This is a genomic window from Pseudomonas sp. B21-031 (assembly GCF_024748985.1).
GTDB classification, from domain to species: Bacteria; Pseudomonadota; Gammaproteobacteria; order Pseudomonadales; family Pseudomonadaceae; genus Aquipseudomonas; species Aquipseudomonas kermanshahensis.
The window spans coordinates 1,376,428-1,401,849 of record NZ_CP087181.1 but is presented as its reverse complement, the minus strand read 5'-3'; the positions used below and the strand labels follow the sequence as shown (position 1 = coordinate 1,401,849).

Genomic DNA, 25,422 nt, shown 5'->3' with positions numbered 1-25,422 from the left:
TATGCTTATTACATGGCCCCACTGCAAAAGGATTGCTGTCCATGTCTCCCTTTCTGTCCCTGTTCGTGCCGGTGTTTCTGTTCCTGCTGCTGCTGACCATCGGCTTCAGCCTGCGCGAGCGCAACATCGGTGTGCTGATGATGTGGATCGGCACACTGGGCATCTTCGGCCTCACCTGCTGGAAGATCCTGGAGAAACTGCCCACATAAACCTCTACACTCGGTCCATCGTTTGACCTGAGGTAGATTTCCCGGTGCCTGCCCTTCTGCGTTGCCTGTCCCTGCTGCTGTTATTGTTCATCACCCCGGTTCAGGCCGCGGGCCTGCCGAGCCTGCTCGGCTCCAGCGCGCCTGCGCAGCCTGAGGCCACCGAGCCGTTGGGCAAGTCGCTGGACGAGGTGATCAAGAACCTCGAAAACGACCAGCAACGCGCCAAGTTGCTGGCCGACCTGAAAAAACTGCGCGACGCCACCAAGCAATCACAACCCACCGTCGAACAGGGCGTGCTGGGCCTGATCGGTGGTGCTTTGCATGACTTCGAACAGCAGTTCAGCGGCGATGCCAGCCCCTTCCACCGCTGGGCGGCGGAAATCGAGCAAGCCCAGGCAGAACTGACCGAACTGGTGGTCCCGGTGCACCAGTGGCCGGCGATCCTGTTCGGCTTTGCCGCAATCATCGCGGTCTGGAGCCTGCTGGCATACGCCTTCAACTGGATTGGCCACCGGGTGCGGCTACGCTTCGGCCTCACCGAAGAGCTGCCCCAGCACCCACGCACCTGGGACCTGGTGCGCTTTGCCTTGCGCAAGCTCGGGCCCTGGCTAGTGGCCTTGGTGTTCACCGTGTACCTGAGCTTCGCCCTGCCCTCGTCGCTGGGCAAGTCGATGGCCATGGTGCTGGCGTATGCGTTGGTGGTCGGCACCTGCTTCTCGGCCATCTGCGTGATCGCCTTCTCGCTGCTCGACGGCCCACACCGCCACCGCGCCCTGCATATCCTGCGGCATCAGGCCTTCCGCCCGCTGTGGCTGATCGGTAGCTTTGCTGCCTTCGGTGAGGCCATGAGCGACCCTAGGCTGACCGTCGCCCTCGGCACCCACCTGGCCCATGCCCTGGCCACCTTGGCCAACGTCATCGCGGCGATCTGCACCGGGCTGTTCATCCTGCGGTTCCGCCGCCCGATCGCCCACCTGATCCGCAACCAACCCTTGGACCGGCGCCTGACCCGGCGCACCCTGAGCGACACCATCGAGATCCTCGGCAGCTTCTGGTTCGCGCCCGCGTTGATTCTGGTGGGTATTTCGCTGTTCGCGACCTTCGTCTCGGCCGGCGACACCAGTACCGCCCTGCGCCAGTCGTTGATGTGCACGGTGCTGGTGGTGGTGTGCATGGTGCTCAACGGCCTGGTGCGCCGCCACGCGGCCAACCCCAAACGCGCCAACAAGCGCCAAGCGGTGTACACCGAGCGCTTGCGCAACTTCGCCTATGCCCTGGTGCACCTGTTCATCTGGCTGCTGTTCATCGAGCTGGGGCTGCGCGTGTGGGGCTTGTCGATGATCACCTTCGCCGAAGGCGACGGCCACGAGGTGAGCCTTCGCCTGCTGGGCCTGGCCGGCACGCTGATCGCCGCCTGGCTGGTGTGGATTCTGGCCGACACGGCCGTGCACCACGCCTTGGTACGCTCGCGCCGCGGGCTGGCCAACGCCCGCGCGCAAACCATGATGCCGCTGATCCGCAACGTCATGTTCGTGGCCATCTTCATCATCGCGGTGATCGTTGCCCTGGCCAACATGGGCATGAACGTCACCCCGCTGCTGGCCGGTGCCGGTGTGATCGGCCTGGCCATCGGTTTTGGCGCCCAGTCCCTGGTGGCCGACCTGATCACCGGGTTGTTCATCATCATCGAAGATTCGCTGGCCATCGACGACTACGTGGATGTCGGTGGGCACCTGGGGACAGTCGAAGGCCTGACCATCCGCACCGTGCGCCTGCGCGACATCGACGGCATCGTGCACACCATCCCGTTCAGCGAAATCAAGAGCATCAAGAACTACTCGCGGGAGTTCGGTTACGCGATTTTCCGCGTGGCGATCCCGCACAGCATGAACATCGACCAGGCCATCACGCTGATCCGCGAGGTGGGGCAGAAACTGCGTAACGACCCGTTGATGCGCCGTAATATCTGGTCGCCGCTGGAGCTGCAGGGCGTAGAGAGCTTCGAGTCGGGCTCGGCGATTTTGCGAGCGCGCTTCAAGACCGCGCCGATCAAGCAATGGGAAGTGTCGCGGGCGTTCAACCTGGCGTTGAAGCGCCAGCTGGATGAAGCGGGGCTGGACCTGGCGACGCCGCGGTTGTCGGTGCAGGTGGTGACGGCGGGCGGTGGCGGTATGAGCGAAACCAGCTCGTCCAGTTAGGGCTTCTTCGCGGGCAAGCCCGCGAAGAAGCCACCCCATTACCCCGCCTGGGCGCGGATGCGGATTGCATCATGCCGCCAATACTCCAGGTCACAGTCGATCAGGTGCCCCTGCTGGTCACTGTTGACCCGGGTGATGTGTAGCCCCGGGCTGCCGACCGACACCTTCAACGCGGCCGCTGCCTCGATCGGCAGCGCCGTCGGCAGAATCTCGAAGCACACCTGCCCATAGCCGATGCCGTATACCCGCCCATAAATCTCGGTCAGCGACTGCGCCAGGTCCTGTTCGAGAATGCCGGGAAAATACCGCGGATTCAGGTAGTGCTCGGCATACAGCACCGCCCGCCCATCGATACGCCGCAGCCGGCAGATCCGCACCACACTGGACAACGCCGGCAGTTGCAGCCGCGCGCAGACAACGGCAGAAGCCGGCTGCAGCCGCGCCGACAACAGCTCGGTACTCGGCACACGCCCCTGGTCACGCACCATCGCATGAAAGTGGCTACGCTCAATCAGGTCATAGGTCAGCCGCTGTGGGGCGACAAACCAGCCGCGGCGCTCTTCCCGGTAGATCAGCCCCTGGGCCTCCAGCTGTGCCAAGGCCTCGCGCAGGGTGATGCGCGTGGTGTCGAACACCTCGCTGAGTTTGCGCTCGGCCGGCAGCTTGCCACCCGGCGCCAGCAGGCCGTGTTCGATCTGCTCCTGCAGGGCGTGGCAGATGGCTGTTACCGCACGCGGGGGCATCGGTTGCATCAAAGGTTACCTATCTGGACTAGGCCAGCCCCATGACGGGGCAATTGGAGAGTAGTGCAAGCCTAGGCAGGGCTGATGAACATCCTGTGACAAAGGCACCACACGGGCTTTGCCAGTTTCGGGCCAAGCCCGCTAAATCAGGGCCTGCGATCTGGTCTACGCTGTATTTTCAGGCAGCCGGAACCCCCGGTTGAAGCCTCCCCCTACATCAAACTGTCACGCAAGCGGCCTACCTTGGCTCAAGGTTTGCTGACCTAGACCAAAGGTCGCTGACAACTGCCTCATTCACGACAACGATCGCAACAGGCACCCACCCAAGGAGCTTCGGATGAAAAAGTTCTTCATGGCGTCACTGCTCGGTTCGGCCATCGCCCTGTGTACCACGGCCATGGCCGCCGGCACCGACCTCAAGGCCCTGGAAGACGCCGCCCGCAAGGAAGGCACCGTCAACAGCGTGGGCATGCCCGATGCCTGGGCCAACTGGAAAGGCACCTGGGAGGACCTGGCCAATAAATATGGCCTCAAGCACAGCGACACCGACATGAGTTCGGCCCAGGAAATCGCCAAGTTCGATGCCGAAAAAGACAATGCCAGTGCCGACATCGGCGACGTCGGTGCCGCCTTTGGCCCGATTGCCGTGACCAAGGGCGTGAGCCAACCGTACAAGCCGAGCACCTGGGACCAGGTACCCGAATGGGCCAAGGACAAGGACGGGCACTGGGCGCTGGCCTATACCGGCACCATCGCCTTCATCATCAACAAGGACCTGGTGAAAGAAGAAGAACGCCCGAAAACCTGGCATGACCTGGAGAAAGGCAAGTACAAGGTTGCCATTGGCGATGTCGGCACCGCCGCCCAGGCCGCCAACGGCGTGCTGGCTGCCGCCATCGCGTACAAGGGCGACGAAACCAATATTGCGCCGGGCCTGCAGTTGTTCACCAAACTGGCCAAGCAGAAGCGCCTGTCACTGGCCAACCCGACCATCCAGACCCTGGAGAAGGGCGAGGTTGAAGTGGGCGTGGTGTGGGACTTCAACGGCCTGAGCTACCGTGATCAGATCGACCCCAAGCGCTTCGAAGTGCTGATCCCGTCGGACGGCTCGATCACCTCGGGCTATACCACCATCATCAACAAGTACGCCAAGCACCCGAACGCAGCCAAGCTGGCGCGTGAGTACATCTTCAGCGATGCCGGGCAGACTAACCTGGCCATCGGCCACGCCCGGCCGATCCGCGCCGAGCACCTGAAGCTGCCGGCCGATGTGCAGGCCAAGCTGCTGCCAAATGAGCAGTACAAGGCTGCGCAGCCGATCAAGAATGCCGAGGTGTGGGAAGCGACCTCCAAGGCGCTGCCGCAGAAGTGGCAGGAGCAAGTGATCATCGAGATGGAGTAAGGGGCTAGATCTCTAGCGCCTGAACCGGCCCTTTCGCGGGCAAGCCCGCTCCCACAGGGACCTCACAGTGTTCGCAGCTGTGGTGGTCCTGTGGGAGCGGGCTTGCCCGCGAAGTGAACAACGCGGTAATGACTGGAGCCACCATGCAACACAACGTCATCCTGGTCCTGCTCGACGGCCTCAACCACCAGGTCGCCCACCACGCCATGGGCCACCTGCACGCCTACGTCGAGGCCGATCGCGCCGCGCTGTACCGCGTGGAATGCGAGCTACCGTCACTGTCGCGCCCGTTGTACGAATGCATCCTCACCGGTGTGACGCCGATCGACAGCGGCATCGTGCACAACAACGTCAACCGCCTGTCCAACCAGCGCAGCGTGTTCCACTACGCCCGCGAAGCGGGGCTGGGTACTGCGGCGGCGGCCTATCACTGGATGAGCGAGCTGTACAACCGCTCACCGTTCGACGCGCAGCGCGATCGCCACACCCATGCGCCGAAGCTGCCGATCCAGCACGGCCTGTTCTACTGGGACGACCGCTACCCCGATTCACACCTGCTGGCCGACGCCGAATACCTGCGCCGCCGGCATGCACCGAACTTCCTGCTGGTGCACCCGATGAGCATCGACGACGTCGGCCACCGCCATGGCCTGGACAGCAGCCAGTACCGCAACGCGGCACGCAGCGCCGACATCCTCTTGGCCGACTACCTGCCGCGCTGGCTCGAAGAGGGCTATCAGGTGCTGGTCACCGCCGACCACGGCATGAACAACGACCGCTCGCACAATGGCCTGCTGGCCGAGGAACGCGAGGTCCCGCTGTTCGTCTTTGGCGATGGCTTCAGCCTCGACCCTGCTGCCAAGCCGCTGCAAACCGAGTTGTGCGGCACCATCTGCGAGCTGCTTGGCGTGGCCCACGACAAGACCGTGTGCCGGGAGCTGCTCAAGTGAATGCCAGCCATCGCGGCCGTTACCTTGCCCTGCTCTGCCTGCTGCCATTCGCTGTGTTCTTCATCATCTTCCAGATCGCCCCGCTGGCCTGGGTGGCGATCAACAGCGTGCAGTCCGAGGCGGGCTGGGGGTTGGAAAACTTCAGCAAGGTGTTCGCCTCAAAGTTCTACCTGCAGGCCTTGCAGCGCAGCCTGGAGATCAGCTTTTGGTCGAGCCTGTTCGGTATCGTCATCGCTACCCTCGGGGCCTACTCGCTGCGCCAGGTGGATTCGCGGCTGCGCGATTTTGTCAGTGCCTTCGCCAACATGACCAGCAACTTCGCCGGCGTGCCACTGGCCTTCGCCTTCATCATCCTGCTGGGTTTCAACGGCGCACTGACCCTGCTGCTTAAACAGATCGGCCTGCTGGAAGACTTCAGCATCTACTCCAAAAGCGGGCTGATCCTGGTGTACACCTACTTCCAGATCCCCTTGGGCGTGCTGTTGCTGTACCCGGCGTTCGACGCCTTGCGTGAAGACTGGCGTGAGTCGGCCGCCCTGCTCGGCGCCAACCACTGGCAGTTCTGGCGCCATATCGGCCTGCCGGTGCTGACCCCAGCGTTGCTCGGCACTTTCGTCATCCTCTTGGCCAATGCCCTGGGCGCCTATGCCACGGTGTATGCGTTGACCACCGGCAACTTCAACGTGCTGCCGATCCGCATCGCTGGCCTGGTGGCCGGTGACATCAGCCTCGACCCTAACCTTGCGAGTGCCCTAGCCATGGTGCTGGTGGGGCTGATGACGCTGGTCACGGTGGTCCATCAATGGCTGCTGAAAAGGAGCTACCATGCGCGCTGAAACCAACGCCAGCAGCCTCTACCACCGCCTGGTGGTGTACCTGCTGTTCCTCATCCTGCTGTTGCCGCTGGCCGGCACCCTGCTCTACTCCGTGGCCACCAGCTGGTCAGCCAGCCTGCTGCCCAGCGGCCTGACCCTGAAGTGGTACGTGGCGCTGTGGAGCGAACCGCGCTTTCTGGCAGCGTTCGGCCAGTCGCTGCTGGTGTGCGTGGGCGCACTGATACTGTCGGTGGTGCTGATCCTGCCGCTGCTGTTCGTGGTGCACTACCACTTCCCCAAGCTCGACGCGCTGATGAACATCCTCATCCTGCTGCCGTTCGCGGTGCCGCCGGTGGTGTCCGCGGTGGGGTTGCTGCAGCTGTATGGCAGCGGGCCCATGGCCATGGTCGGCACCCCGTGGATTTTGATCGGCTGCTATTTCACCATCGCCCTGCCGTTCATGTACCGGGCAATCACCAACAACCTGCAGGCGATCAACCTGCGCGACCTGATGGACGCCGCCCAACTGCTCGGGGCCAGCACCTGGCAAGCGGCATTCCTGGTGGTGCTGCCGAACCTGCGCAAAGGCCTGATGGTGGCCCTGCTGCTGTCGTTCTCGTTCCTGTTCGGCGAGTTCGTGTTCGCCAACCTGCTGGTCGGCACCCGCTACGAGACGCTGCAGGTGTACCTGAACAACATGCGCAACAGCAGCGGCCACTTCAACAGCGCGCTGGTGATCTCCTATTTCGCCTTCGTGCTGGTACTCACCTGGGTCGCCAACCGCCTGAACAAGGACAAGACCTGACATGAGCTTCGTCAGCGTACAGCAACTGCACAAACGCTATGCCGGCACACCGGTTTTCGAAAACATCGACTGCCAGATCGAACGCGGCGAGTTCGTCACCCTGCTCGGCCCTTCCGGCTGCGGCAAGTCCACCCTGCTGCGCTGCATCGCCGGGCTGACCCCGGTGGACGGGGGGCGCATCCTGCTCGATGGCCAGGACATCGTGCCCCTGAGCCCGCAAAAACGCGGCATCGGCATGGTGTTCCAGAGCTACGCGCTGTTCCCCAACATGACCGTGGAACAAAACGTCGCTTTTGGCCTGCGCATGCAGAAGGTCAAGGCCGACGAGAGCCAGGCGCGGGTGCGTGAGGTGCTCGACCTGGTGGAACTGGGCAGCTTCGCCGGGCGCTACCCGCACCAGCTGTCGGGTGGCCAATGCCAGCGCGTGGCCCTGGCCCGTTCACTGGTGACCCGCCCGCGCCTGCTACTGCTCGACGAGCCGCTGTCGGCGCTGGATGCGCGCATCCGCAAACACCTGCGTGAGCAGATTCGTGCGATCCAGCGCGAACTGGGGCTGACCACCATCTTCGTCACCCACGACCAGGAAGAGGCCTTGACGATGTCAGACCGCATTTTCCTGATGAACCAAGGCCGCATCGTCCAGAGCGGCGATGCCGAAACCCTCTACACCGCGCCCGTGGACCTGTTTGCTGCGGGCTTCATCGGCAACTACAACCTGCTCGACCCGGAAAGCGCCAGCCGCCTGCTGCAACGCCCGGTGGCCAGCCGCCTGGCCATCCGTCCCGAATCCATCACCCTGGGCCTGAATGGCGAGCTGGACGGTGAAGTGCGCAGCCACAGCCTGCTGGGCAACGTCATCCGTTACCGAGTGCGAGTGCGTGAGGTGGAACTGGTGGTCGACGTGCTCAACCGCTCGTCTGCCGATCTGCATCCAGACGGCCAGCGGGTATCCTTGTCGATCGACCCCACGGCGCTGCGGGAAGTGGCTTAAGGAGATTCAACACAATGGCACTGGCAATTTTCGATCTGGACGAAACCCTGATCCACGGCGACTGCGCGTCACTGTGGAGCGAGCAGATGGCCCGGCTGGGCTGGGTCGACGGCAAGGACTTCCTGCGTCGCGACCATGAATTGATGGAGGCCTACGGCAAGGGCCACCTGGCGATGGAGGACTACATGGCCTTCAGCCTGGAGCCGATTGCCGGGCGTACCCTGGAAGAGGTCGAGCACCTGGTGGAGCCGTGGGTGGAGGACGTTATCGAGCCGATCATTTTCGGCGACGCCTGCCGCTGCATCGCGGAGCATCGCAAGCGTGGCGACCGTATTCTGATCATTTCCGCTTCGGGTACGCACTTGGTTGGGCCGATTGCGGCGCGGTTGGGCGTGGACGAGTACCTGGCGATCGAGCTGGAGGCGGTGAATGGGGTGTACACCGGCAAGACCCATGGGGTGCTGACCTACCGTGAAGGGAAGATCACCCGATTGCTGGAGTGGTTGGATCAGGAGCAGGAGAATCTGGAAGGGGCGAGTTTCTATTCCGATTCGCGGAATGATCTGCCGTTGTTGTTGAAGGTGGACCATCCGGTTGTGGTGAACCCAGATGCGGTGTTGCGCGAGCATGCAGAGGTCAATGGGTGGCCGATTCTGACTTGGCGCTGATCATTGCGCTGAACATACTGGCCTCTTCGCGGGACAAGCCCGCTTGCCCCGCGAAGAGGCCGAGCCGGCTTACACCAGGCTCGGGTCGATCACCATCACCAGCTTGCCCGACACTTGGTTAGTCTCAAGCTCGGCATACGCCGCCTGGGCAAATTCCACCGGGTAGGTATCCACCAACTGCGCCGACAACCGCCCTTCGGCGAACAGCGGCCACACCTGCTGCAGCAACTCACGCAGCAACTCGGCCTTGAACCCGTCGTCACGGTTGCGCAGCGTTGAGCCGGTGATTTCCAGGCGCTTACCCAGCACCTGTGCCAGGTCCAGCTCGAACTTGCGTCCGCCCATCAGGCCGATGATCACCCAACGCCCGTCACGCGCCAGCAGCTTGAGGTTGAGTTCCCCATAACTGGCACCCACCGGGTCGAGAATCACGTCGAACGGCCCAACGCCTTCCAGCGCATCGAGGTTCTGGTTACGCACCACGCCGCCGGCAGCGCCCAGCGCTTCGCAGTAGGCCAGGCGATCCTGCGAGCCAACACTCACATACACCGGGTTGCCAAACGCCTTGCACAACTGGATCGCCGCCGAACCCACGCCGCTGGCCCCTGCGTGCACCAGCACTTTCTCGCCGGCTTTGACGGCGCCCAGCTGGAAGATGTTCAACCACGCCGTGGCGTACACCTCAGGCAGCGCCGCCGCTTCGTGCAGGCTCAGGCCTTCAGGCACCGGCAGCACATGGCGGGCATCGACCACCACTTCTTCAGCCATCGCACCGCTGGCCAGCAGCGCACACACCCGCTCGCCCACACGCCAATCGGCGCCCGGCCCGACTTCTTCGATAATACCGGCGCACTCCAGGCCCATATAAGGGCTGGCGCCAGGCGGTGGCGGGTACAGCCCCTTCATTTGCAACAGGTCGGCGCGGTTCAGCCCCGCAGCAGCCACGCGAATGCGTACTTGGCCCGCGTCAAGGGCCGGGCGCTCGGCCTCGACCCACTCCACATGTCCGTCTTCGCCTTGCAATGCCTTCACAGTGCCTCCATAGTTGAATCATGACTGAGCCTGGGGAACCCTCGCCCCGGGCTTTTTGCAGTATTTGTCCGGCTCCATGGAACCGGCAACGGAAAAGACGGCCTACTATGCGTGATCAATTGCCTCCACGTCGAATCAGCATGAAGCATTTCCTCCCAAGCACCGCCCTGGCCCTGATGATTGGCCTCGGCAGCCTTACGCTCGGCGGCAATGCGGCGGCCGCCAACAAGTGGGACAGCCTGCAGCCGGACCGCGACGAGATCGTCGCCAGCCTTAATGTGGTGGAACTGCTCAAGCGCCACCACTACAGCAAGCCACCGCTCGATGACGCCCGCTCGGTGATCATCTACGACAGCTACATCAAGCTGCTGGACCCTGCGCGCAGCTACTTCACCGCGGCCGACATCGCCGAGTTCGACAAGTGGAAGACGCAGTTCGACGACTTCCTCAAAAGCGGCAACCTCGACCCTGGCTTCACCATCTACAAACGCTACCTTGATCGCGTCAAGCAGCGCCTGGACTTTGCCCTGGCCGAGCTGAACAAAGGCGTCGACAAGATCGACTTCACCACCAAGGAAACCTTGCTGATCGACCGCAAGGACGCCCCGTGGATGAAGAACCAGGCCGAGCTCGACGACCTGTGGCGCAAGCGTGTCAAAGACGAAGTGCTGCGCCAGAAGATTGCCGGTAAAGAGCCCAAGCAGATCCAGGAAACCCTGACCAAGCGCTACAAGAACCAGCTGGCACGCCTGGACCAGACCCGTGCCGAGGATATCTTCCAGGCCTACATCAACACCTTCGCCCAGTCCTACGACCCGCACACCAACTACCTGTCGCCGGACAACGCAGAAAACTTCGACATCAACATGAGCTTGTCGCTCGAAGGCATCGGCGCGGTGCTGCAAAGTGACAACGACCAGGTCAAGATCGTCCGCCTGGTGCCGGCAGGCCCTGCCGCCAAGACCAAGCAGGTCGCCCCGGCCGACAAGATCATCGGCGTGGCCCAGGGCAACAAGGAAATGGTCGACGTGGTCGGCTGGCGCCTGGACGAAGTGGTCAAGCTGATCCGTGGCCCGAAAGGCTCGGTGGTGCGCCTGGAGATCATCCCGGCCAGCAATGCCCCGAGCGACCAGACCAGCAAGATCGTTTCGATCACCCGCGAAGCCGTCAAGCTTGAAGAGCAGGCCGCGAAAAAGTCGGTGCTCAAGCTCAAGCAGGATGGCCGTGACTACAAGCTGGGTATCATCGAGATCCCGGCCTTCTACCTGGACTTCAAGGCCTACCGTGCCGGTGATCCGGAGTACAAGAGCACCACGCGCGACGTGAAGAAGCTGCTCACCGAACTGCAAAAAGAGAAAGTCGATGGCGTAGTCATCGACCTGCGCAACAACGGCGGCGGTTCGCTGCAGGAAGCCACCGAGCTGACCAGCCTGTTCATCGACAAGGGCCCGACGGTGCTGGTGCGCAACAGCGACGGCCGCGTCGACGTGCTCGAGGACGAAAACCCGGGCGCCTTCTACAAAGGCCCGCTGGCACTGCTGGTCAACCGCCTGTCGGCCTCGGCCTCGGAGATCTTCGCCGGTGCCATGCAGGACTACCACCGGGCACTGATCGTCGGTGGCCAGACCTTCGGCAAAGGCACCGTGCAGACCATCCAACCGCTCAACCATGGGGAGCTGAAACTGACCTTGGCCAAGTTCTACCGGGTGTCTGGGCAGAGCACCCAGCACCAGGGCGTGCTGCCGGACATTGACTACCCATCGATCATCGACACCAAGGAAATCGGCGAGAGCGCCCTGCCCGAGGCGATGCCGTGGGACACCATCCGCCCGGTGGTCAAGCCAGCGGCCGACCCGTTCAAGCCGTACCTGACCCAGCTCAAGGCACAGCATGAAGCGCGCAGCGCCAAGGATGCCGAGTTCACCTACATCCGCGACCGCCTGGCCCTGGCCCAGAAGCTGATGAACGAGAAGACCGTCAGCCTCAACGAGCAAGAACGCCGTGCCCGCCACGATGAGATCGAGGGCAAGCAGTTGGCCCTGGAAAACATCCGCCGCAAGGCCAAAGGTGAAGAGCCGCTCAAAGAGCTGAAGAAAGAAGACGAAGACGCACTGCCGGCTGAAGATGAAAACACCAAGCCGGAAGACGACGCCTACCTGTCCGAGACAGGGCGCATTCTGCTCGACTACCTGAGCGCAAGCTCGCAGGTGGCCAAGCACTGAGGCTAGGCCTGCGTTAACCAAAAGGGCCGGGTGTGAAAGCACCCGGCCCTTTTCTGTGTATGTAGGAGCAGCCTTGTGCTGCGAAGAGGCCAGTGAGCACACCGCAGATCTTTGGTGTTTTCACTGGCCTCTTCGCAGCACAAGGCTGCTCCTACAAAGTACTGCGCTCGGCTGAATCAGGCTTCTTCGGGGTAACGGTACTCGAACACCCGCACCACTTCCGAGGCATGCCAGGACGCCGCTTCCATGCCGTCGACCGGCCCGGCAAAACGCCCAAGCCGCTCTACACACTCGAAAAAACCGGTGCGCGGCAGGCGGCTGGCACCCTGGCTGATTACCAGCGAACTGCGCAAAGGCTGCTCGGCACGGGCGTCGAGCACCGCCAGGTACTCCAGCGCGGCGGTCAGCGTCTGCATGGCCGGGCTGGGCAATTGCAAGCGCTCGATAAGCGCACGGTACGTCAGCAGATGACGTTGACGACGGGCCAGGTCAAGCTCGTCCAGCAGGCTCTGCCAGTGCTGGCGGCTGATCCTGACCTGGCTCATGAGGGTTCGCTCCAACCCGCCACACCCAAGTGCCAGGCCAGGGCGCGGCGGATGGCAGCGTCCGGCTGACGCTCGCCTGACTCGATCATGGCCAGGTACGCGGGACTCACACCCACATTGCGCGCCAGGAGCTCAGGGGCGATGCCCTTCGCCTCACGAATCTGTGCCACCTCGCTGAACGCCGGTAAAGGTGCCGCACTGGCAGCATCGCTTTGCACTTCACTGACACCCGCCTCGACGGGCGGCTGCCCCGCTGCCTTCAGCAGTGCCTGGTATTGCTCCCAGGGAACGACGGCGTACTCGGGCTGACCGTCCCGGCTAATAACCTGAATACCCATTACAACCCCCTTACTTAGGATTACGGCATGTAATCCGTAGGCATAATCCTTATGCCAATTATATTACCAAGTACGGGAGTCTGTGCAGCTCAGGCTGATTTCACTGCGTATTGCGTTCCAGGCGCAGGGCTTCGGGGGTATCCGGCAAGCGTTCCACCACGCGCAAGCGCTCTGGGGCCTGGCTGTCGCGCCAGGCTTTGAAACGCGCCAGCTCATCGGCCACGGTCTTCAACACCCAACCCAGCACGGCGATGTCGTCAAGAAAGCCCACGCCCAGCAGCCAGTCGGGGATAGCGTCGATAGGGCTGACGAAGTACAGCAGGCCGGCAACGATGGTCACCAGCGCCTTGGGGCTGATGGCACGGTACTCGCCGCGCCACCAGGCCAGGCACAGCGACTGCAGCAGCTTTACATCCTCGCGCAGCTGGCCGATCCGTGGGCCTTTGCGGGCCACGGCGAACAGCAGGGCCGGCAACCGCCCGCGGCTGAGCAGGCGCTCGGCCAACGGCAGAAAACGGGCGAAATTCCAGGGTGCGCTCATGGAGCCTCCGAGAGGGACAGGTTATCCACATTTATTGTGGATAACCTTGTGAACAGGGCGAAGTTTCTGACGTCAGGTGCCCACTAGGCAAGGGTCCCGGTCAGATCGGGCGTTTTTTACACAGTCGTTTCAGATTCGCAAACGATTTGCGTCAGAAGCATCCTACTTCATCACGCTGCTATTGCTCGGACAGTATCAGCCGCCAGAGGTTCTTCTCAGCCGATTGCCCCAAACGAAAACGCCCCGTCAAGACGGGCGTTTTACGTAAACCAGCCAGTGTTACTTGGCAGGCTCTTCTGCTGGCGCTTCTGGCTCGGCACCCTGCAGCTGGGCCGGGTCTTTGATGGCGATCAGCTCAAGGTCGAACACCAGTACCGAGTTGGCAGGGATCAGCGGGCTCGGGCTCTGGGCACCGTAGGCCAGTTCGGCCGGGATGAACAGCTTGTACTTCTCGCCGACGTGCATCAGTTGCAGGCCTTCGACCCAACCTGGGATCACGCCACTGACAGGCAGGTCGATCGGGCTACCGCGCTCGACGGAGCTGTCGAACACCTTGCCATCGGTCAGCTTGCCTTCGTAGTGAACAGTCACCACGTCGGTCGGCTTAGGCTGCGGGCCGTCGGCCTTCTTGATCACTTCGTATTGCAGGCCGGAAGCGGTGGTGACCACACCCGGCTTCTTGGCGTTTTCTTCGAGGAACTTCTTGCCGGCGGAGGCGGCTTCTTCGCTGGCCTTGGCCAGACGCTCTTCGGCGCGCTTCTGCAGCGAGGTGAAGGCTTCTACCAGCTCTTCGTCCTTGATGCGCTGCTCTTTCTTGCTGACGGCGTCTTCGATGCCGAGGGCGACCGCTTTCGAATCAAGGTCTTCCATGCCTTCCTGAGCCAGGCTCTTGCCCATGTTCAGGCCGATACCGTAGGAGGCTTTCTGTGCCGGAGTCTTCAGCTCGGGGCTGCTGGCCTGTTGGTCGCAGCCAGCCAATACCAGGCCTACCAGGGCAACCGCAGCCGCCAAACGATGCTGTTTCATGCTATTTCCTTGTTCATGCGCCATAAGGGCAATCAGGGTAAAGCCGCGAGCTTAGCAGGCGGCCATGACCAATGGCTACCGGCATAGGAGCGGGTTTTGCTAAGGAAGTTCAGTACTTAAAGGGTTATTCATCTGACCCATTAGAGCCACTGGCCAGTATTGACCCTCTGCGCTGGAATCGCCCGGCTTTTGTCGAAAATTATTTTCGGGTTCCATTCGGGCCTTAAGGCTTTTGCGTGACGATACCTGTCATTTCTGCCAGTAGATCGGTTCAGGCCCTTCCCCTCTAATGGTGCTCACAGTCGTCACCTTTGGCGAAATGGAGAGCTCCCCTATGAAGCGTTCGATGAGTGCCGCTTTGCTTCAGCATTCAACGCCCAAGCGCAGCCCGCTCAGCGCAAGTAGCACGCTTGCTGATGCACCTGTGGATGTCGACTTTGGTGAACAGGGCTACGCCCGCTTGCTCAAGCAGGAGGCGCGTTCAATCGGCGTATGCACAGACGTACTGAAAAGCCGTACGCGACCAGATCGATACTATGCGTGTGCATTTCAGGCGAACAGAGACACGTTGGCATTCAACAGCGGTATCTGGCTGCTGGATGGCAACGGGCAGCGAGATGAGACATTCACCGTCGATTTTTCTACCGAGGGGGAAAATGGCAAGTTTGAACCCCACAGCCTTATGGAAGACGCCAATGGAAACCTCCTGTGCCTAGGTTCAAATTCCGACGGCCCGAATCGACTATGGCGGTTCAATAACGCGGGGAAACCTGACCCGAACTTTGCCGGTAGCGGCTTCGTCGACAGCGATCAGCTGCTTGCTGAACGGCTTCATTTCCGCTTCGCAGCGACGATGACAGATGGCTACGTTATCGCCTGCCACACGCCAGAATTCAACACGGTCTTGGTCGCCTTGTCACATGACGGCAAGCTCAACCAGCGTTTCGGTGAGGCAGGTGTTCTGCACCTTGAGCCGCAGTTACCCGGCTATGGCGCGGGCATCAACAGCCTTGTCGTCGCCACGCATTTGAAAAGAGAAAGCATCCTGCTGCTGAGCATGAGAGGTGAAGGCGACGCCATCTTTTCACTATTGAGTTCCATCAACAACAAAGGCGTTGTGGATACGTCCTTTGGCGAGCAAGGCCATGTCCGTTCAGAAAATGCCACTTTGTACCGTGGGGTTTCGATCGGTGAGGCCTCATCGCTCATTACACTGTGCGGAGGGCACATGTTTGAGGATGGAAGCATGCAGCCCCAAATGACCCGATTGACGGCAACCGGCCGCCCCGACGAAGCCTTCAATGCAGGCATTCCCGTGCGTTTCGACGCTGCCGGTGGCATGTGGCACCACATCCACGAAGTTGAGGATAGCCTTATGGGCGTCGGCAGCTTTTTTACCCATAACCGAGCGGTCCGTTACCTCACCAACGGCAAGCTCGACACCACGTTCGTTCCGCCATTGGGGTACGGCTCGTTTGGGGCCCTGGCGCCAAACCCTGGGTTTTACATGGACGGCAACTCATCGATTGCCTTCGTTTCCACTGCCAAGCGCATGCTGGTCTGCGGAGAGGTGAATGCTATGGGGCCAGACCGAGTGGATGCTGTGGTACTGGCTCTAGCGGTAAATTGACGGCGGCTCAGGGGTAGCTACCTTCACGGTACTGCCCCGCCACCTCACGCAGCACCTCGCACACCCACTGCCCTGGCACGCTCTGCTCTAGCGCCGCGTTGCGGCACAGGCCCACCGACCCGCCCGGCTCGCGCACGCCCAGGTCGAGCTCGACCAGCTCACCACGGCCCAGGTCGATCAGCACCGCATCCCGTGGCGCCACCCACACCGCATCACTGCCCAGCAGGTAGCGGCGGCTCAGGGCCAGCGAAAGGGTTTCCAGGCGTTGCGCGGGCATCTGGATACCGCATTGGACGAACAGGCTGTCGGCGTGCTGGCGAATGGTGGTGCCAGGGGGCGGCAACACCAAGGGGTAACGCCCCACCTGTGCCCGCTCGATAGGCGTGTTGGCCAGCAACGGGTGCCCCGGCCGCACCACCAGGCTCATCGATTCGCTGTACAGGTGCTCGAACGACAGGCCCTGAATTTGAGGGCTGTCGGTCATGCGCCCCACCACCAGCTCCAGCTCACCCAGGCGTAGCTGGCCCAGCAACTGCGCGCTGGCACCGGTCACCACGCTGATCAGCAACGCCTCATGGCGTTGATGCAGGCGGCACAGCACCTCGGGCATCAACAAGCCTTCGACCGTGGACAGCACGCCAATGCGCACCTGTGACGGCGCCCGCGCCTCACCGCGCAGGCTGCTGACGCCATCGCGCAGCGCCTGCACGCTGGGGCCGGCATACCGCATGAAGCGGGTGCCGGCCGGGGTCAGCTCGACGCCCTGCCGGCTGCGTTCGAACAGGCGTGTTTCCAGCAGCGCTTCGAGTTCCTTGAGGGTCTTGGAAATCGCGGGCTGGCTGATGGCGAGGATGTCTGCGGCCCTGGCCAGGCTGCCCTGCCGGGCAATCTCCAGGAAGCACAGCAGGTGGCGGTACTTGATGCGGGTGTCGAGGTTCATGGCCTCAAGCTTACCGCATGGCTACCTGCGGTGTATCCGGGTCGCGCTGCTGGCGGCGAAACTGCCCCGGCGGCAAGCCATGGATCTGCCGGAAGCGCCGCGAAAAGTACGCTTCATCAGCAAAGCCGCACAGCCGAGCCACCTCGCCGACCGGGCGGCTGCCGTTAAGCAGGTAATTGCGCGCAGCGTGCATGCGCCGCTCCAACACCAATTCGCTGAAGGTCTTGCCGATTTCCTTGCGCAGCCAATGGGTCAGGTAGGTGGGCGACAGGTACGTGGCGGCGGCGACCTTCTGCAGGTTGAGGTCGGGGTCGTCGATGTGCCTGCGCAGGTACTCGCTCATGCGCCCCAACGCGGCGCGCCGGCTGAGTTGCGCAGCATTGCTCTCGGCCAGCTCGCGCAGGGGGTCGGCGTACAAGCCACACACCTGGCCGATCAGTTGCAGCAGCAGGCCCTTGAGGATTTCACGGCTGCCGAAGCGGCGGTTGGCATCGAGTTCACGCATCTGCCCGAGAATACGCCGCACCTCGCTGAAATCGGCCTCGGCGAGGTGAAAATCCAGGTGCTCCTGGAAGCGGAACGGTGACAGTTCAGGGGCCTGCAGTATCGACACTTCTTCTAGGTCCATGGGGTCGCAAGGCAGGTGCGGCAGCAGGAATGTCTGGGAAAAGTTGATGACCACGAAATCGCTGTCGTCCGGGTGCGGGATGACATGCACCCGGTGCGGCAGGATGAAGGCCAGGGTGTTGCGTTTGAACGGGCGCTGCACGCTGCCGATGTGCTGCACCGTATCGCCGCCGAAATTGACCTGGATCTGAAAATACTCGTGTCGGTGTGGCGCGGTTTCGGCCGGCCGGCCGCGCTGGTCGCGGATGTAGAAATCCATCAGCTCGCTGCGCTGTTGCATGACGTAGGTCGGGACTTCGCGCTTGGGGGGCATGGGGGTCTCCGGTCTGGGGGCTTGGCGCTGACGTTGCCTGCCATGCGGGAATTCTGAACGGCAAGCGGCTTGCCTGGCAATGAGTTGTACGACGTCGAAACTCATAATTTTGAAGCCCACTGCAAAAAACGCATTCGGCAAAAATCGACGCAGCCCTTTAAAACCGCCACCCAAAGCAAAAAAAGCAGACAAAACCCGGCCCGCTGAGTTTTTTGGACAGCGCAGCCCTACCCCGTTCCGAGTGAAAAAAACGGTCTAAAACCGCCGTTGATTTTCCGATGTTGTACGACCACCTTAAAAAAGGGACTGCAGCCCAACCTCTACCAACAACAACAAACGAGGTCGACTCATGTCGAGCACGCCTACTTCCCGCACTGCGGCGCCTGCGTTCGCAGTGGACGCGGTCGCATCGCAACGCCTACCCACCCGCCGTCGCTGGTTCATGCTCTCGCTGCTGCTGCTGGCGACCATCATCAACTACGTCGACCGGGTCAACATCTCCATCGCGGCGCCCTTCATGGCCAAGGACCTGGGCCTGGACAAAGTCGAGATGGGCTTGATCTTCTCCGCGTTCGCCTGGACCTACGCCCTGGCGTTGGTGCCCGCCGGCTTCATTGCCGACCGCTTCGGCTCGCGCCTGACCTACGGCGTCTCGCTGATCAGTTGGTCGGCTGTCACTGTCGCCCAGGGCCTGGCCAGCGGCTTCACCTCGCTGTTCGGCCTGCGCCTGGCCGTCGGTGCCATGGAGGCACCGGCCTTCCCCGCCAACAGCCGCGCCGTCACCGTGTGGTTCCCTGCCCGCGAACGGGGCATGGCCAGCAGCATCTACGTGTGCGGCCAGTACCTGGGCACAGCCTTGTTCACTGGGGCATTGCTGTGGCTGGCGACCACCTATGACTGGCGCCATGTGTTCTACAGCACCGGCCTGATTGGTATCGTCTTTGGCGTGGTGTGGTTGTTCCTGTACCGCGACCCGCTCAACTGCAAGAAGGTCAGCAAGGAAGAACTGGCCTACATCGAGGACGGCGGCGGGCTGGTCAGAAGCAGCCAGGAGCGCACCCGCTTCGACTGGCGCCAGGTCGCCGAACTGTTCCGCTACCGCCAGGTGTGGGCCATCTGCCTAGGCAAGTTCGCCAGCACCTCAGCGCTGTACTTCTTCCTCACCTGGTTCCCCACCTACCTGATCGAAGAGCGCCAGCTGACGCTGATCAAAGTCGGCATCTTCGCGGTGATGCCGTTCATTGGCGCCACGGTCGGCATCTTGCTGGCGGGGATCGTTTCCGACCTGCTGATCCGCCGGGGCTACTCGCTGTCTTTTGCACGCAAGCTGCCGCTGGTGGTGGGGTCGATGCTGGGCATGTCGATCGTGCTGGTCAACTTCACCGACTCCAACGTGCTGTGTATCGCCGTGCTGACGCTGGCGTTCTTTGCCCAGGGCATCGCCTCGTCGTCGTGGGCAGCGGTTTCGGAAGTGGCACCCAAGCAACTGATCGGGCTGACCGGCGGGGTCACCAGCCTGGCCGCGAACATCGGCGGCATCGTCACCCCGATCGTGATTGGCGCGATCGTGCAGGCCAGTGGCTCCTTTGCCTTGGCGTTCTGGTTTATCGGCGGGGTGGCGTTGATGGGCACGCTGTCCTACTCGCTGTTGCTCGGCAAGCTGTACCGGATCGAGCTCAAGACCGCGGCATAAGCAAGCGCGGTGAGTGCCGGAAGCACCACCGCAGATCCCCCGTTTTTATCCAAACCGTCCCTTTTATCGTCCAACTTTGCCTGCCAGCCGCTGGCTAGGCTGGCCACTCCAGCACAGAGGATTGACCCATGACTTACCTGTTCGACCCGCCAGCCATCGTCAGCCTGCCCATCCAAGGCAGCGACGCGCGCTTCCCGGTTGGCCGCGTGTTCTGCCTGGGCCGCAACTACCCATGGCCGCAGGCCACCGACCCAGCGCCCCGTGAGCCGGTCTTTTTCATGAAGCCGGCCAGCAACGTGGTTGAGGCACAGGGCGAACTGCCCTTCCCGCCGCAGACTGAAGAGTTTTGCCATGAAATCGAGTGGGTGGTGGCGATCAGCAAAGGCGGTGCCGACATCAGCCCAGAGCACGCTCTGGAGCACGTCTATGGCTTTGCCGCTGGCCTGGACCTGACCCTGCGTGATCGCCAGCGCCAGGCCAAAAGCGAAGGGCTGCCCTGGGAGGGTGCCAAGGTATTCGAAGCCTCCGCCCCGATGACTGCCCTGGTGCCGGCCAGCGAACTGGGCTGGCCACTGGACGCTGCGCTGTGGCTGAAGGTCAACGGCGAGGAGCGCCAGCGCGCCCGGCTGAGCCAGCAGACCTGGCCGTTGGCCGAGGTGATCAGCCGCCTGTCCCGGCAACTGCCGCTGCGCCCCGGTGACCTGATCATGACCGGCAGCCCGCCAGGCGTTGCCCCGCTCAACCCTGGCGATGTGATCCATGCCGGCATCGACGGCATCGGCGAGTTGCAACTGCGCGTTGGCCCTCGTCCCGCACGCCACACCGCCCACGCCGCCTGAATTTCTGGAGCAAACAGATGAGCCAAACACACAACAAGAAAATCGCCTTGGTCACCGGTGCCGGCAGCGGCATTGGCCGCGCCGTCGCCCTGGGGCTGCTGGCTGATGGCTTCAGCCTGGTCCTCGCCGGTCGGCGTGCCGAACCCTTGCAGGCGTTGGCAGAACAGGCCCGAGCAGCCGGTGGCGAGGCCCTCGCGGTGCCCACCGATGTGCGCGACGAACAGAGCGTCGCCCAGCTGTTCGCCACCATCGAGGAGGTGCATGGCCGCCTCGACCTGATCTTCAATAATGCCGGGGTCAACGCGCCTGCCGTGCCCATCGACGAACTGCCGCTGGAGAACTGGCGCAATGTCATCGCCACCAATGTCGACGGCGTGTTCCTCTGCGCCCGTGCGGCCTTTGGCCTGATGCGCAGGCAACAGCCGCAGGGCGGGCGAATCGTCAACAACGGTTCGATTTCGGCGCATACCCCACGCCCCTTCACGGCGCCCTACACCGCCAGCAAGCACGCGGTGCTGGGCCTGACCAAAGCCCTGGCCCTGGATGGCCGCCCCTACAACATCGTGTGCAGCCAGGTGGACATCGGCAACGCCCTGACCGAACTGTCCGAGCGCATGACCCGCGGTGTGCGCCAGGCCAATGGCGAGATTGCCGCCGAGCCGATGCTCGACGTGCGCCATGTGGCCGATGCCGTGCGCTACATCGCCGCCCTGCCGTTGGACGCCAACGTGCTCAACATGACCGTGATGGCCAGCAACATGCCCTTCGTCGGCCGTGGCTGACACCTTGCCTTTTAAGGAGTGACCGATGAAACCTGAAGTCCTGCAACTGAGCCCGATCCTCATCCCTGAAGTCCGTGAGGGCCTGGAAGCGCTGTTCACCGTGCACCGGTACTACGAGCAAGCCGACAAGGAAGCCTATGTCAGCGCGCATGGCAACAACATCCGCGCCGTGGTTACCGGCGGCCATACCGGCATCAGCCAAGCGCTGATGGCGCGCCTGCCCAAGCTGGAAGTGATCGCGGTCAATGGCGTTGGCACCGATGCCATCGACCTGGCCTATGCGCGTGATCGGGGTATCCAGGTGACTGCAACCCTCGGCGCGCTGACCGAGGATGTCGCCGACCTCGCGATCGGCTTGCTGATTGGCGTGTGCCGAGGGCTGTGCAGCGGTGACCGGTTCGTCCGCGCCGGCCACTGGGCCACCAGCGCCACACCGCTGGCGCCATTGCCGCTGGCGCGGCAGGTGTCGGGCATGCGTGTGGGTATCGTCGGCATGGGCCGCGTCGGCCGCGCGGTGGCCCAGCGGGCGGCGGCGTTTGGCTGCCCGATTCGCTACACCGACCTGCAGCCACAGGACGTGCCTTATGGCTTCGAGCCGAACTTGCAGCAATTGGCCAAAGACAGCGATGCGCTGATTCTGGCGGCGGCCGCCGACCAAGGCGAGGCGTTGGTGGGGCGCAAGGTGCTGCAGGCGCTTGGCCCAGACGGCTACCTGATCAATATCGCCCGTGGCAAGTTGGTGGACGAGCCCGCGTTGATCGCGGCACTTGAAGCGGGTGAGATCGCCGGGGCGGCGCTGGATGTGTTTGCCGATGAACCTCGGGTGCCGGAGGCGCTGTTCGAGCGCGAGGACGTGGTGCTGCAGCCGCACCGAGCCAGCGCCACCGTGCAGACCCGCACGCGCATGGGCGAAATGGTGGTGGCAAGCCTGGTGGATGTGTTTGCCGGGCGTACACCACAGGGGTTGGTTATCTAAGCGGCCTGTACCGGCCCCTTACGCGGTCCGACTTGCCCGCGAAAGGGCCGGTACAGTTGCACGATGCGGATCAGGCCACCGCCACTTCCACAGCCTCCCCGTTCAGCCGCACCGGCCACACCCGCAGCCGCTGCCCGGCATCTTCCAGGCATTCCCCGCTGTGCAGGCTGAAATGCTGTTTGTAAAGCGGCGCCGCCACCACCAACTCACCCTGCAAGCTACCCACCAACCCGCGGCCAATGATGTTGGCACCCGAGCGCGGGTCGCGGTTGTCCAGCGCATACAGTGGCTGTTCCTGACCCGGCAAGTAGAACAGCGCCACCTGGGCGCCCTCGTGCCACACCACCACGCCGGAATCGGCCACCAGGTCGCGCGCTTGGCAGACTGTCTGCCAGTTCGTCTGGTGGGCTACAGCAGTATTGGTCAGGTTCATCAGACAGCCTCCTCGGCAGTGGGGATCAGGTGCAGCGGTGCCGCTGGGCGGCGCTGATCGCGCTCGCGGACGAAGTGCACGTCCGGGTCGGCGCGGTGGTCGTTGACGAAGGTGCGGAAGCGCTTGAGCTTCTCCGGGTCGTTGAGGGCATTGGCCCATTCGCATTCATAGTGGTCGACCACATGCTGCATCTGCGCCTCAAGCTCGGCGGCCAGGCCCAGGCTGTCGTCGAGAATCACCTGCTTGAGGTAGTCCAGCCCGCCCTCCAGGCTTTCGCGCCAGACCGAGGTGCGCTGCAGTTTGTCGGCAGTGCGGATGTAGAACATCAGCACGCGGTCGATCAGACGCACCAGGGTCTCGTCGTCCAGGTCGGTGGCAAACAGCTCGGCGTGGCGCGGGCGCATGCCGCCGTTGCCGCACACGTACAGGTTCCAGCCCTTGTCCGTGGCGATCACGCCGATGTCCTTGCTCTGCGCCTCGGCGCATTCGCGGGTGCAGCCAGACACCGCGAACTTGAGCTTGTGCGGGCTGCGCAGGCCCTTGTAGCGGTCTTCCAGGCGCAGGGCCATGGCGACGCTGTCCTGCACACCGTAACGGCACCAGGTGCTGCCCACGCACGACTTCACCGTGCGGGTCGACTTGCCGTAGGCATGGCCCGTCTCGAAACCGGCTTCGATCAACTCGCCCCAGATCAGCGGCAACTCGTGCAGCTGGGCGCCGAACAGGTCGATACGTTGGCCACCGGTGATCTTGGTGTAGAGGTCGTACTTTTTTGCCACCTGGCCGATCACGATCAGCTTGTCCGGGGTGATTTCGCCCCCAGGGATGCGCGGCACCACCGAGTAGGTACCGTTTTTCTGCATGTTGGCCATGAAGGTGTCGTTGGTGTCCTGCAGCGGTACCAACGCCGGGTCCATGATCGGCTGGTTCCAGCACGAGGCGAGGATATTGCCCACCGCCGGCTTGCAGATATCGCAACCGACGTGGCCTTTGCCATGGCGCGCGAGCAGGTCATTGAAGGTGCGGATGCCGCCAACCCGCACCAGCCCGTAAAGCTCCTGGCGGGTGTAGGCAAAGTGTTCGCACAGGCTTTTGTCGACGGTCACGCCGCGGGCGGTCAGTTCGTGCTCGAACACCTGCTTGAGCAGGGCCGCGCAGCCGCCGCAACCGCTGGCCGCTTTGGTGCACCCCTTGACCGCAGCGAGGTCGCTGCAGCCGCTGTCGATAGCGGCGCAGACGGCGCCCTTGCTGACGTTATGGCACGAGCAGATGGTCGCGCTGTCGGGCAGCGCATCGGCGCCCAAGGCCGGCGCGCCGCCCGTTTGCGGCAAAATCAGGGCGGCTGGGTCGGCAGGCAAGGCGATGCCGTTTTGCGCGTACTGCAGCAGGGTATCGTAGTAGCTGTTGTCACCGACCAGTACCGCGCCGAGCACATGCTTGCCACTGGCATCCACCACCAGCCGGCGATAGGCCGCATTGGTTTCGTCGATGAAGCGGTAGCTGCGCGAGCCCGGCGTAGCGCCATGGCCATCGCCGATCGAGCCGACATCCACGCCCAGCAGCTTGAGCTTGGTCGACATGTCGGCGCCGGTGAACGGCACCGCTTCATCGCCCACCAGCAGCGCCGCCAGGTTGCGCGCCATGCTGTAGCCCGGCGCGACCAAGCCGAACACGCTGCCATTCCATGAGGCGCACTCGCCGATGGCGAAGATGCGGGCGTCATGGGTGCGGCAGTGATTGTCGATCACCACCCCGCCACGGGCGGCAATCTCCAGCCCGCACGCGCGGCCCAGGGCATCTTGCGGGCGGATACCGGCAGAGAACACGATCAGGTCGGTTTCCAGGTGCTCGCCGCCGTCGAAGTTCATCCGGTAGCGATACGCCTCACCGGCGCTGATCGACTGGGTGGCGCGGGACAGGTGCACGCCCACGCCCAAGGCCTCGATCTGCGCCTTGAGCGCCGCGCCGCCCTCGCCGTCCAACTGCACCGGCATCAGCCGAGGGGCGAACTCCACCACATGGGCTTCCAGGCCCAGCGATTTCAGCGCATTGGCTGCTTCAAGGCCCAACAAGCCCCCGCCGACCACCACGCCTCGGCGGGCACCCTGGGCGGCGGCGCGGATGGCGTCGAGGTCGTCGAGGGTGCGGTAGACCAAGCGGGCATTGCCGCTGGAGCCTTCGATCGGAGGCACGAAAGGGTATGAGCCGGTGGCCAGGATCAACTGGTCGTAGCCATAGCGGCCTTCGGCGGTGACCACTTCGCAGCGCGCGCGGTCGATCTCCAGCACAGGCTCGCCCAGGTGCAGGTGCACGCCTTGGCGGGTATAGAAGCCTTGCTCGCACAGGGCCAGGGTTTCGGCACAGCTGCCGCCGAAGTACTCGGACAGGTGCACACGGTCGTAGGCACGTTGGCGTTCTTCGCCGAACACCCGCACCTCGAACCGCTCCAAAGCGCCCCGCTCGATCAGTTGCTCGACACAGTGGTGGCCGACCATGCCGTTGCCGACAATGACCAGTTTCTCGCGTTGTCCGCCGTTCGCTGTTGCCTTCATAGCCGATCCTCGATCAAAAAAAAACGCCTGGAGCCGAAGCTCCAGGCGCCTTTGCCTGTACTCATCAGGGTGTGCCCCTGGTTGATCGCCGTTGATCAGTGGGGCGTGTTGTGAAGCTGGTAAAGCAGGGAGTGTGCCAAAGACTGCCTGGT

General features: G+C 63.1%; 24 protein-coding genes. 14 read left to right on the top strand and 10 right to left on the bottom strand.

Annotation, left to right across the window (positions count from 1 at the left end):
• The first annotated feature begins 41 nt into the window (after nt 1-41).
• Complete coding sequence (locus LOY53_RS06370; protein WP_167334464.1) at nt 42-209, top strand: hypothetical protein; 168 nt, start codon at nt 42-44, stop codon at nt 207-209.
• A 44-nt stretch (nt 210-253) separates the two neighbouring features.
• Nucleotides 254-2,407, top strand: coding sequence for a mechanosensitive ion channel family protein (locus LOY53_RS06365; protein ID WP_027595913.1), 2,154 nt, complete (start codon nt 254-256; stop codon nt 2,405-2,407).
• A gap of 38 nt (nt 2,408-2,445) precedes the next feature.
• On the opposite strand, the gene LOY53_RS06360 is transcribed toward LOY53_RS06365, so the two are convergent.
• A complete protein-coding gene (locus tag LOY53_RS06360; RefSeq protein WP_099428539.1) occupies nt 2,446-3,159 on the bottom strand; it encodes a UTRA domain-containing protein in 714 nt (237 codons plus the stop codon).
• A gap of 328 nt (nt 3,160-3,487) precedes the next feature.
• Here LOY53_RS06360 and LOY53_RS06355 point away from each other — a divergent pair, with 328 nt between their 5' ends.
• From LOY53_RS06355 to LOY53_RS06330, 6 genes are all read left to right on the top strand, one after another.
• The gene (locus tag LOY53_RS06355) at nt 3,488-4,552 is read left to right on the top strand and encodes an ABC transporter substrate-binding protein (protein ID WP_252826994.1); all 1,065 of its coding nucleotides are present in this window, start codon (nt 3,488-3,490) and stop codon (nt 4,550-4,552) included.
• Between the two features lie 143 nt (nt 4,553-4,695).
• A complete protein-coding gene (locus tag LOY53_RS06350) occupies nt 4,696-5,502 on the top strand; it encodes an alkaline phosphatase family protein (protein WP_027595910.1) in 807 nt (268 codons plus the stop codon).
• Entirely contained in the window at nt 5,499-6,338 is an 840-nt protein-coding gene (locus tag LOY53_RS06345) for an ABC transporter permease subunit (RefSeq protein WP_027595909.1), read from the top strand. Before LOY53_RS06350 ends, LOY53_RS06345 begins: the two co-directional genes overlap by 4 nt.
• Nucleotides 6,328-7,122, top strand: coding sequence for an ABC transporter permease (locus LOY53_RS06340; protein ID WP_027595908.1), 795 nt, complete (start codon nt 6,328-6,330; stop codon nt 7,120-7,122). Before LOY53_RS06345 ends, LOY53_RS06340 begins: the two co-directional genes overlap by 11 nt.
• Nucleotide 7,123: 1 nt before the next feature.
• Entirely contained in the window at nt 7,124-8,113 is a 990-nt protein-coding gene (locus LOY53_RS06335; protein WP_027595907.1) for an ABC transporter ATP-binding protein, read from the top strand.
• 14 nt (nt 8,114-8,127) lie between these two features.
• Entirely contained in the window at nt 8,128-8,781 is a 654-nt protein-coding gene (locus LOY53_RS06330) for an HAD family phosphatase (protein WP_099453201.1), read from the top strand.
• A gap of 69 nt (nt 8,782-8,850) precedes the next feature.
• On the opposite strand, the gene LOY53_RS06325 is transcribed toward LOY53_RS06330, so the two are convergent.
• Nucleotides 8,851-9,813, bottom strand: a complete 963-nt coding sequence (locus LOY53_RS06325) for an NAD(P)H-quinone oxidoreductase (protein WP_252826993.1) — start codon at nt 9,811-9,813, stop codon at nt 8,851-8,853.
• A gap of 140 nt (nt 9,814-9,953) precedes the next feature.
• Here LOY53_RS06325 and LOY53_RS06320 point away from each other — a divergent pair, with 140 nt between their 5' ends.
• Complete coding sequence (locus tag LOY53_RS06320) at nt 9,954-12,035, top strand: carboxy terminal-processing peptidase (protein ID WP_172961350.1); 2,082 nt, start codon at nt 9,954-9,956, stop codon at nt 12,033-12,035.
• A 176-nt stretch (nt 12,036-12,211) separates the two neighbouring features.
• Here the strand turns inward: LOY53_RS06320 and LOY53_RS06315 are convergent, their stop codons facing one another.
• The 4 genes from LOY53_RS06315 to LOY53_RS06300 form a co-directional block, all read right to left on the bottom strand.
• Nucleotides 12,212-12,580, bottom strand: coding sequence for a hypothetical protein (locus LOY53_RS06315; protein WP_027595903.1), 369 nt, complete (start codon nt 12,578-12,580; stop codon nt 12,212-12,214).
• Nucleotides 12,577-12,918: a helix-turn-helix transcriptional regulator gene (locus tag LOY53_RS06310; RefSeq protein WP_085272782.1), complete on the bottom strand. Its 342-nt coding sequence runs from the start codon at nt 12,916-12,918 to the stop codon at nt 12,577-12,579. The genes LOY53_RS06315 and LOY53_RS06310 overlap by 4 nt, the downstream gene beginning before the upstream one ends.
• A 100-nt stretch (nt 12,919-13,018) precedes the next feature.
• The gene (locus LOY53_RS06305; protein WP_027595901.1) at nt 13,019-13,459 is read right to left on the bottom strand and encodes a YkvA family protein; all 441 of its coding nucleotides are present in this window, start codon (nt 13,457-13,459) and stop codon (nt 13,019-13,021) included.
• Nucleotides 13,460-13,738: 279 nt separating this feature from the next.
• Entirely contained in the window at nt 13,739-14,485 is a 747-nt protein-coding gene (locus LOY53_RS06300; protein WP_027595900.1) for an FKBP-type peptidyl-prolyl cis-trans isomerase, read from the bottom strand.
• 334 nt (nt 14,486-14,819) lie between these two features.
• Here LOY53_RS06300 and LOY53_RS06295 point away from each other — a divergent pair, with 334 nt between their 5' ends.
• Nucleotides 14,820-16,115, top strand: coding sequence for a hypothetical protein (locus LOY53_RS06295; RefSeq protein ID WP_258703726.1), 1,296 nt, complete (start codon nt 14,820-14,822; stop codon nt 16,113-16,115).
• 7 nt (nt 16,116-16,122) lie between these two features.
• Here LOY53_RS06295 and pcaQ read toward each other — a convergent pair whose 3' ends face one another.
• Nucleotides 16,123-17,055, bottom strand: coding sequence for a pca operon transcription factor PcaQ (gene pcaQ / locus LOY53_RS06290; RefSeq protein WP_258703725.1), 933 nt, complete (start codon nt 17,053-17,055; stop codon nt 16,123-16,125).
• A gap of 10 nt (nt 17,056-17,065) precedes the next feature.
• Nucleotides 17,066-17,995 carry an AraC family transcriptional regulator gene (locus LOY53_RS06285; protein ID WP_027595898.1) on the bottom strand — a complete coding sequence of 310 codons (930 nt, stop codon included), beginning with the start codon at nt 17,993-17,995 and terminating at the stop codon, nt 17,066-17,068.
• Nucleotides 17,996-18,344: 349 nt separating this feature from the next.
• On the opposite strand from LOY53_RS06285, the gene LOY53_RS06280 reads away from it, so the two are divergent.
• The 4 genes from LOY53_RS06280 to LOY53_RS06265 all read left to right on the top strand — a co-directional run bounded on the left by LOY53_RS06280 (nt 18,345) and on the right by LOY53_RS06265 (nt 22,285).
• Nucleotides 18,345-19,688: an MFS transporter gene (locus LOY53_RS06280; protein WP_027595897.1), complete on the top strand. Its 1,344-nt coding sequence runs from the start codon at nt 18,345-18,347 to the stop codon at nt 19,686-19,688.
• A 128-nt stretch (nt 19,689-19,816) separates the two neighbouring features.
• Nucleotides 19,817-20,527 carry a fumarylacetoacetate hydrolase family protein gene (locus LOY53_RS06275; protein ID WP_085272780.1) on the top strand — a complete coding sequence of 237 codons (711 nt, stop codon included), beginning with the start codon at nt 19,817-19,819 and terminating at the stop codon, nt 20,525-20,527.
• Between the two features lie 17 nt (nt 20,528-20,544).
• Nucleotides 20,545-21,309, top strand: a complete 765-nt coding sequence (locus LOY53_RS06270) for an SDR family oxidoreductase (RefSeq protein WP_085272779.1) — start codon at nt 20,545-20,547, stop codon at nt 21,307-21,309.
• A gap of 25 nt (nt 21,310-21,334) precedes the next feature.
• Complete coding sequence (locus tag LOY53_RS06265) at nt 21,335-22,285, top strand: 2-hydroxyacid dehydrogenase (RefSeq protein ID WP_252826992.1); 951 nt, start codon at nt 21,335-21,337, stop codon at nt 22,283-22,285.
• A 70-nt stretch (nt 22,286-22,355) separates the two neighbouring features.
• Here LOY53_RS06265 and nirD read toward each other — a convergent pair whose 3' ends face one another.
• Together nirD and nirB are read right to left on the bottom strand one after the other, a co-directional pair.
• Complete coding sequence (gene nirD / locus LOY53_RS06260) at nt 22,356-22,718, bottom strand: nitrite reductase small subunit NirD (RefSeq protein WP_099453195.1); 363 nt, start codon at nt 22,716-22,718, stop codon at nt 22,356-22,358.
• Nucleotides 22,718-25,270 (bottom strand): nitrite reductase large subunit NirB, encoded by a 2,553-nt coding sequence (nirB, locus tag LOY53_RS06255; RefSeq protein ID WP_258703724.1) that lies wholly within the window; start codon nt 25,268-25,270, stop codon nt 22,718-22,720. The genes nirD and nirB overlap by 1 nt, the downstream gene beginning before the upstream one ends.
• Between the last annotated feature and the right edge of the window lie 152 nt (nt 25,271-25,422).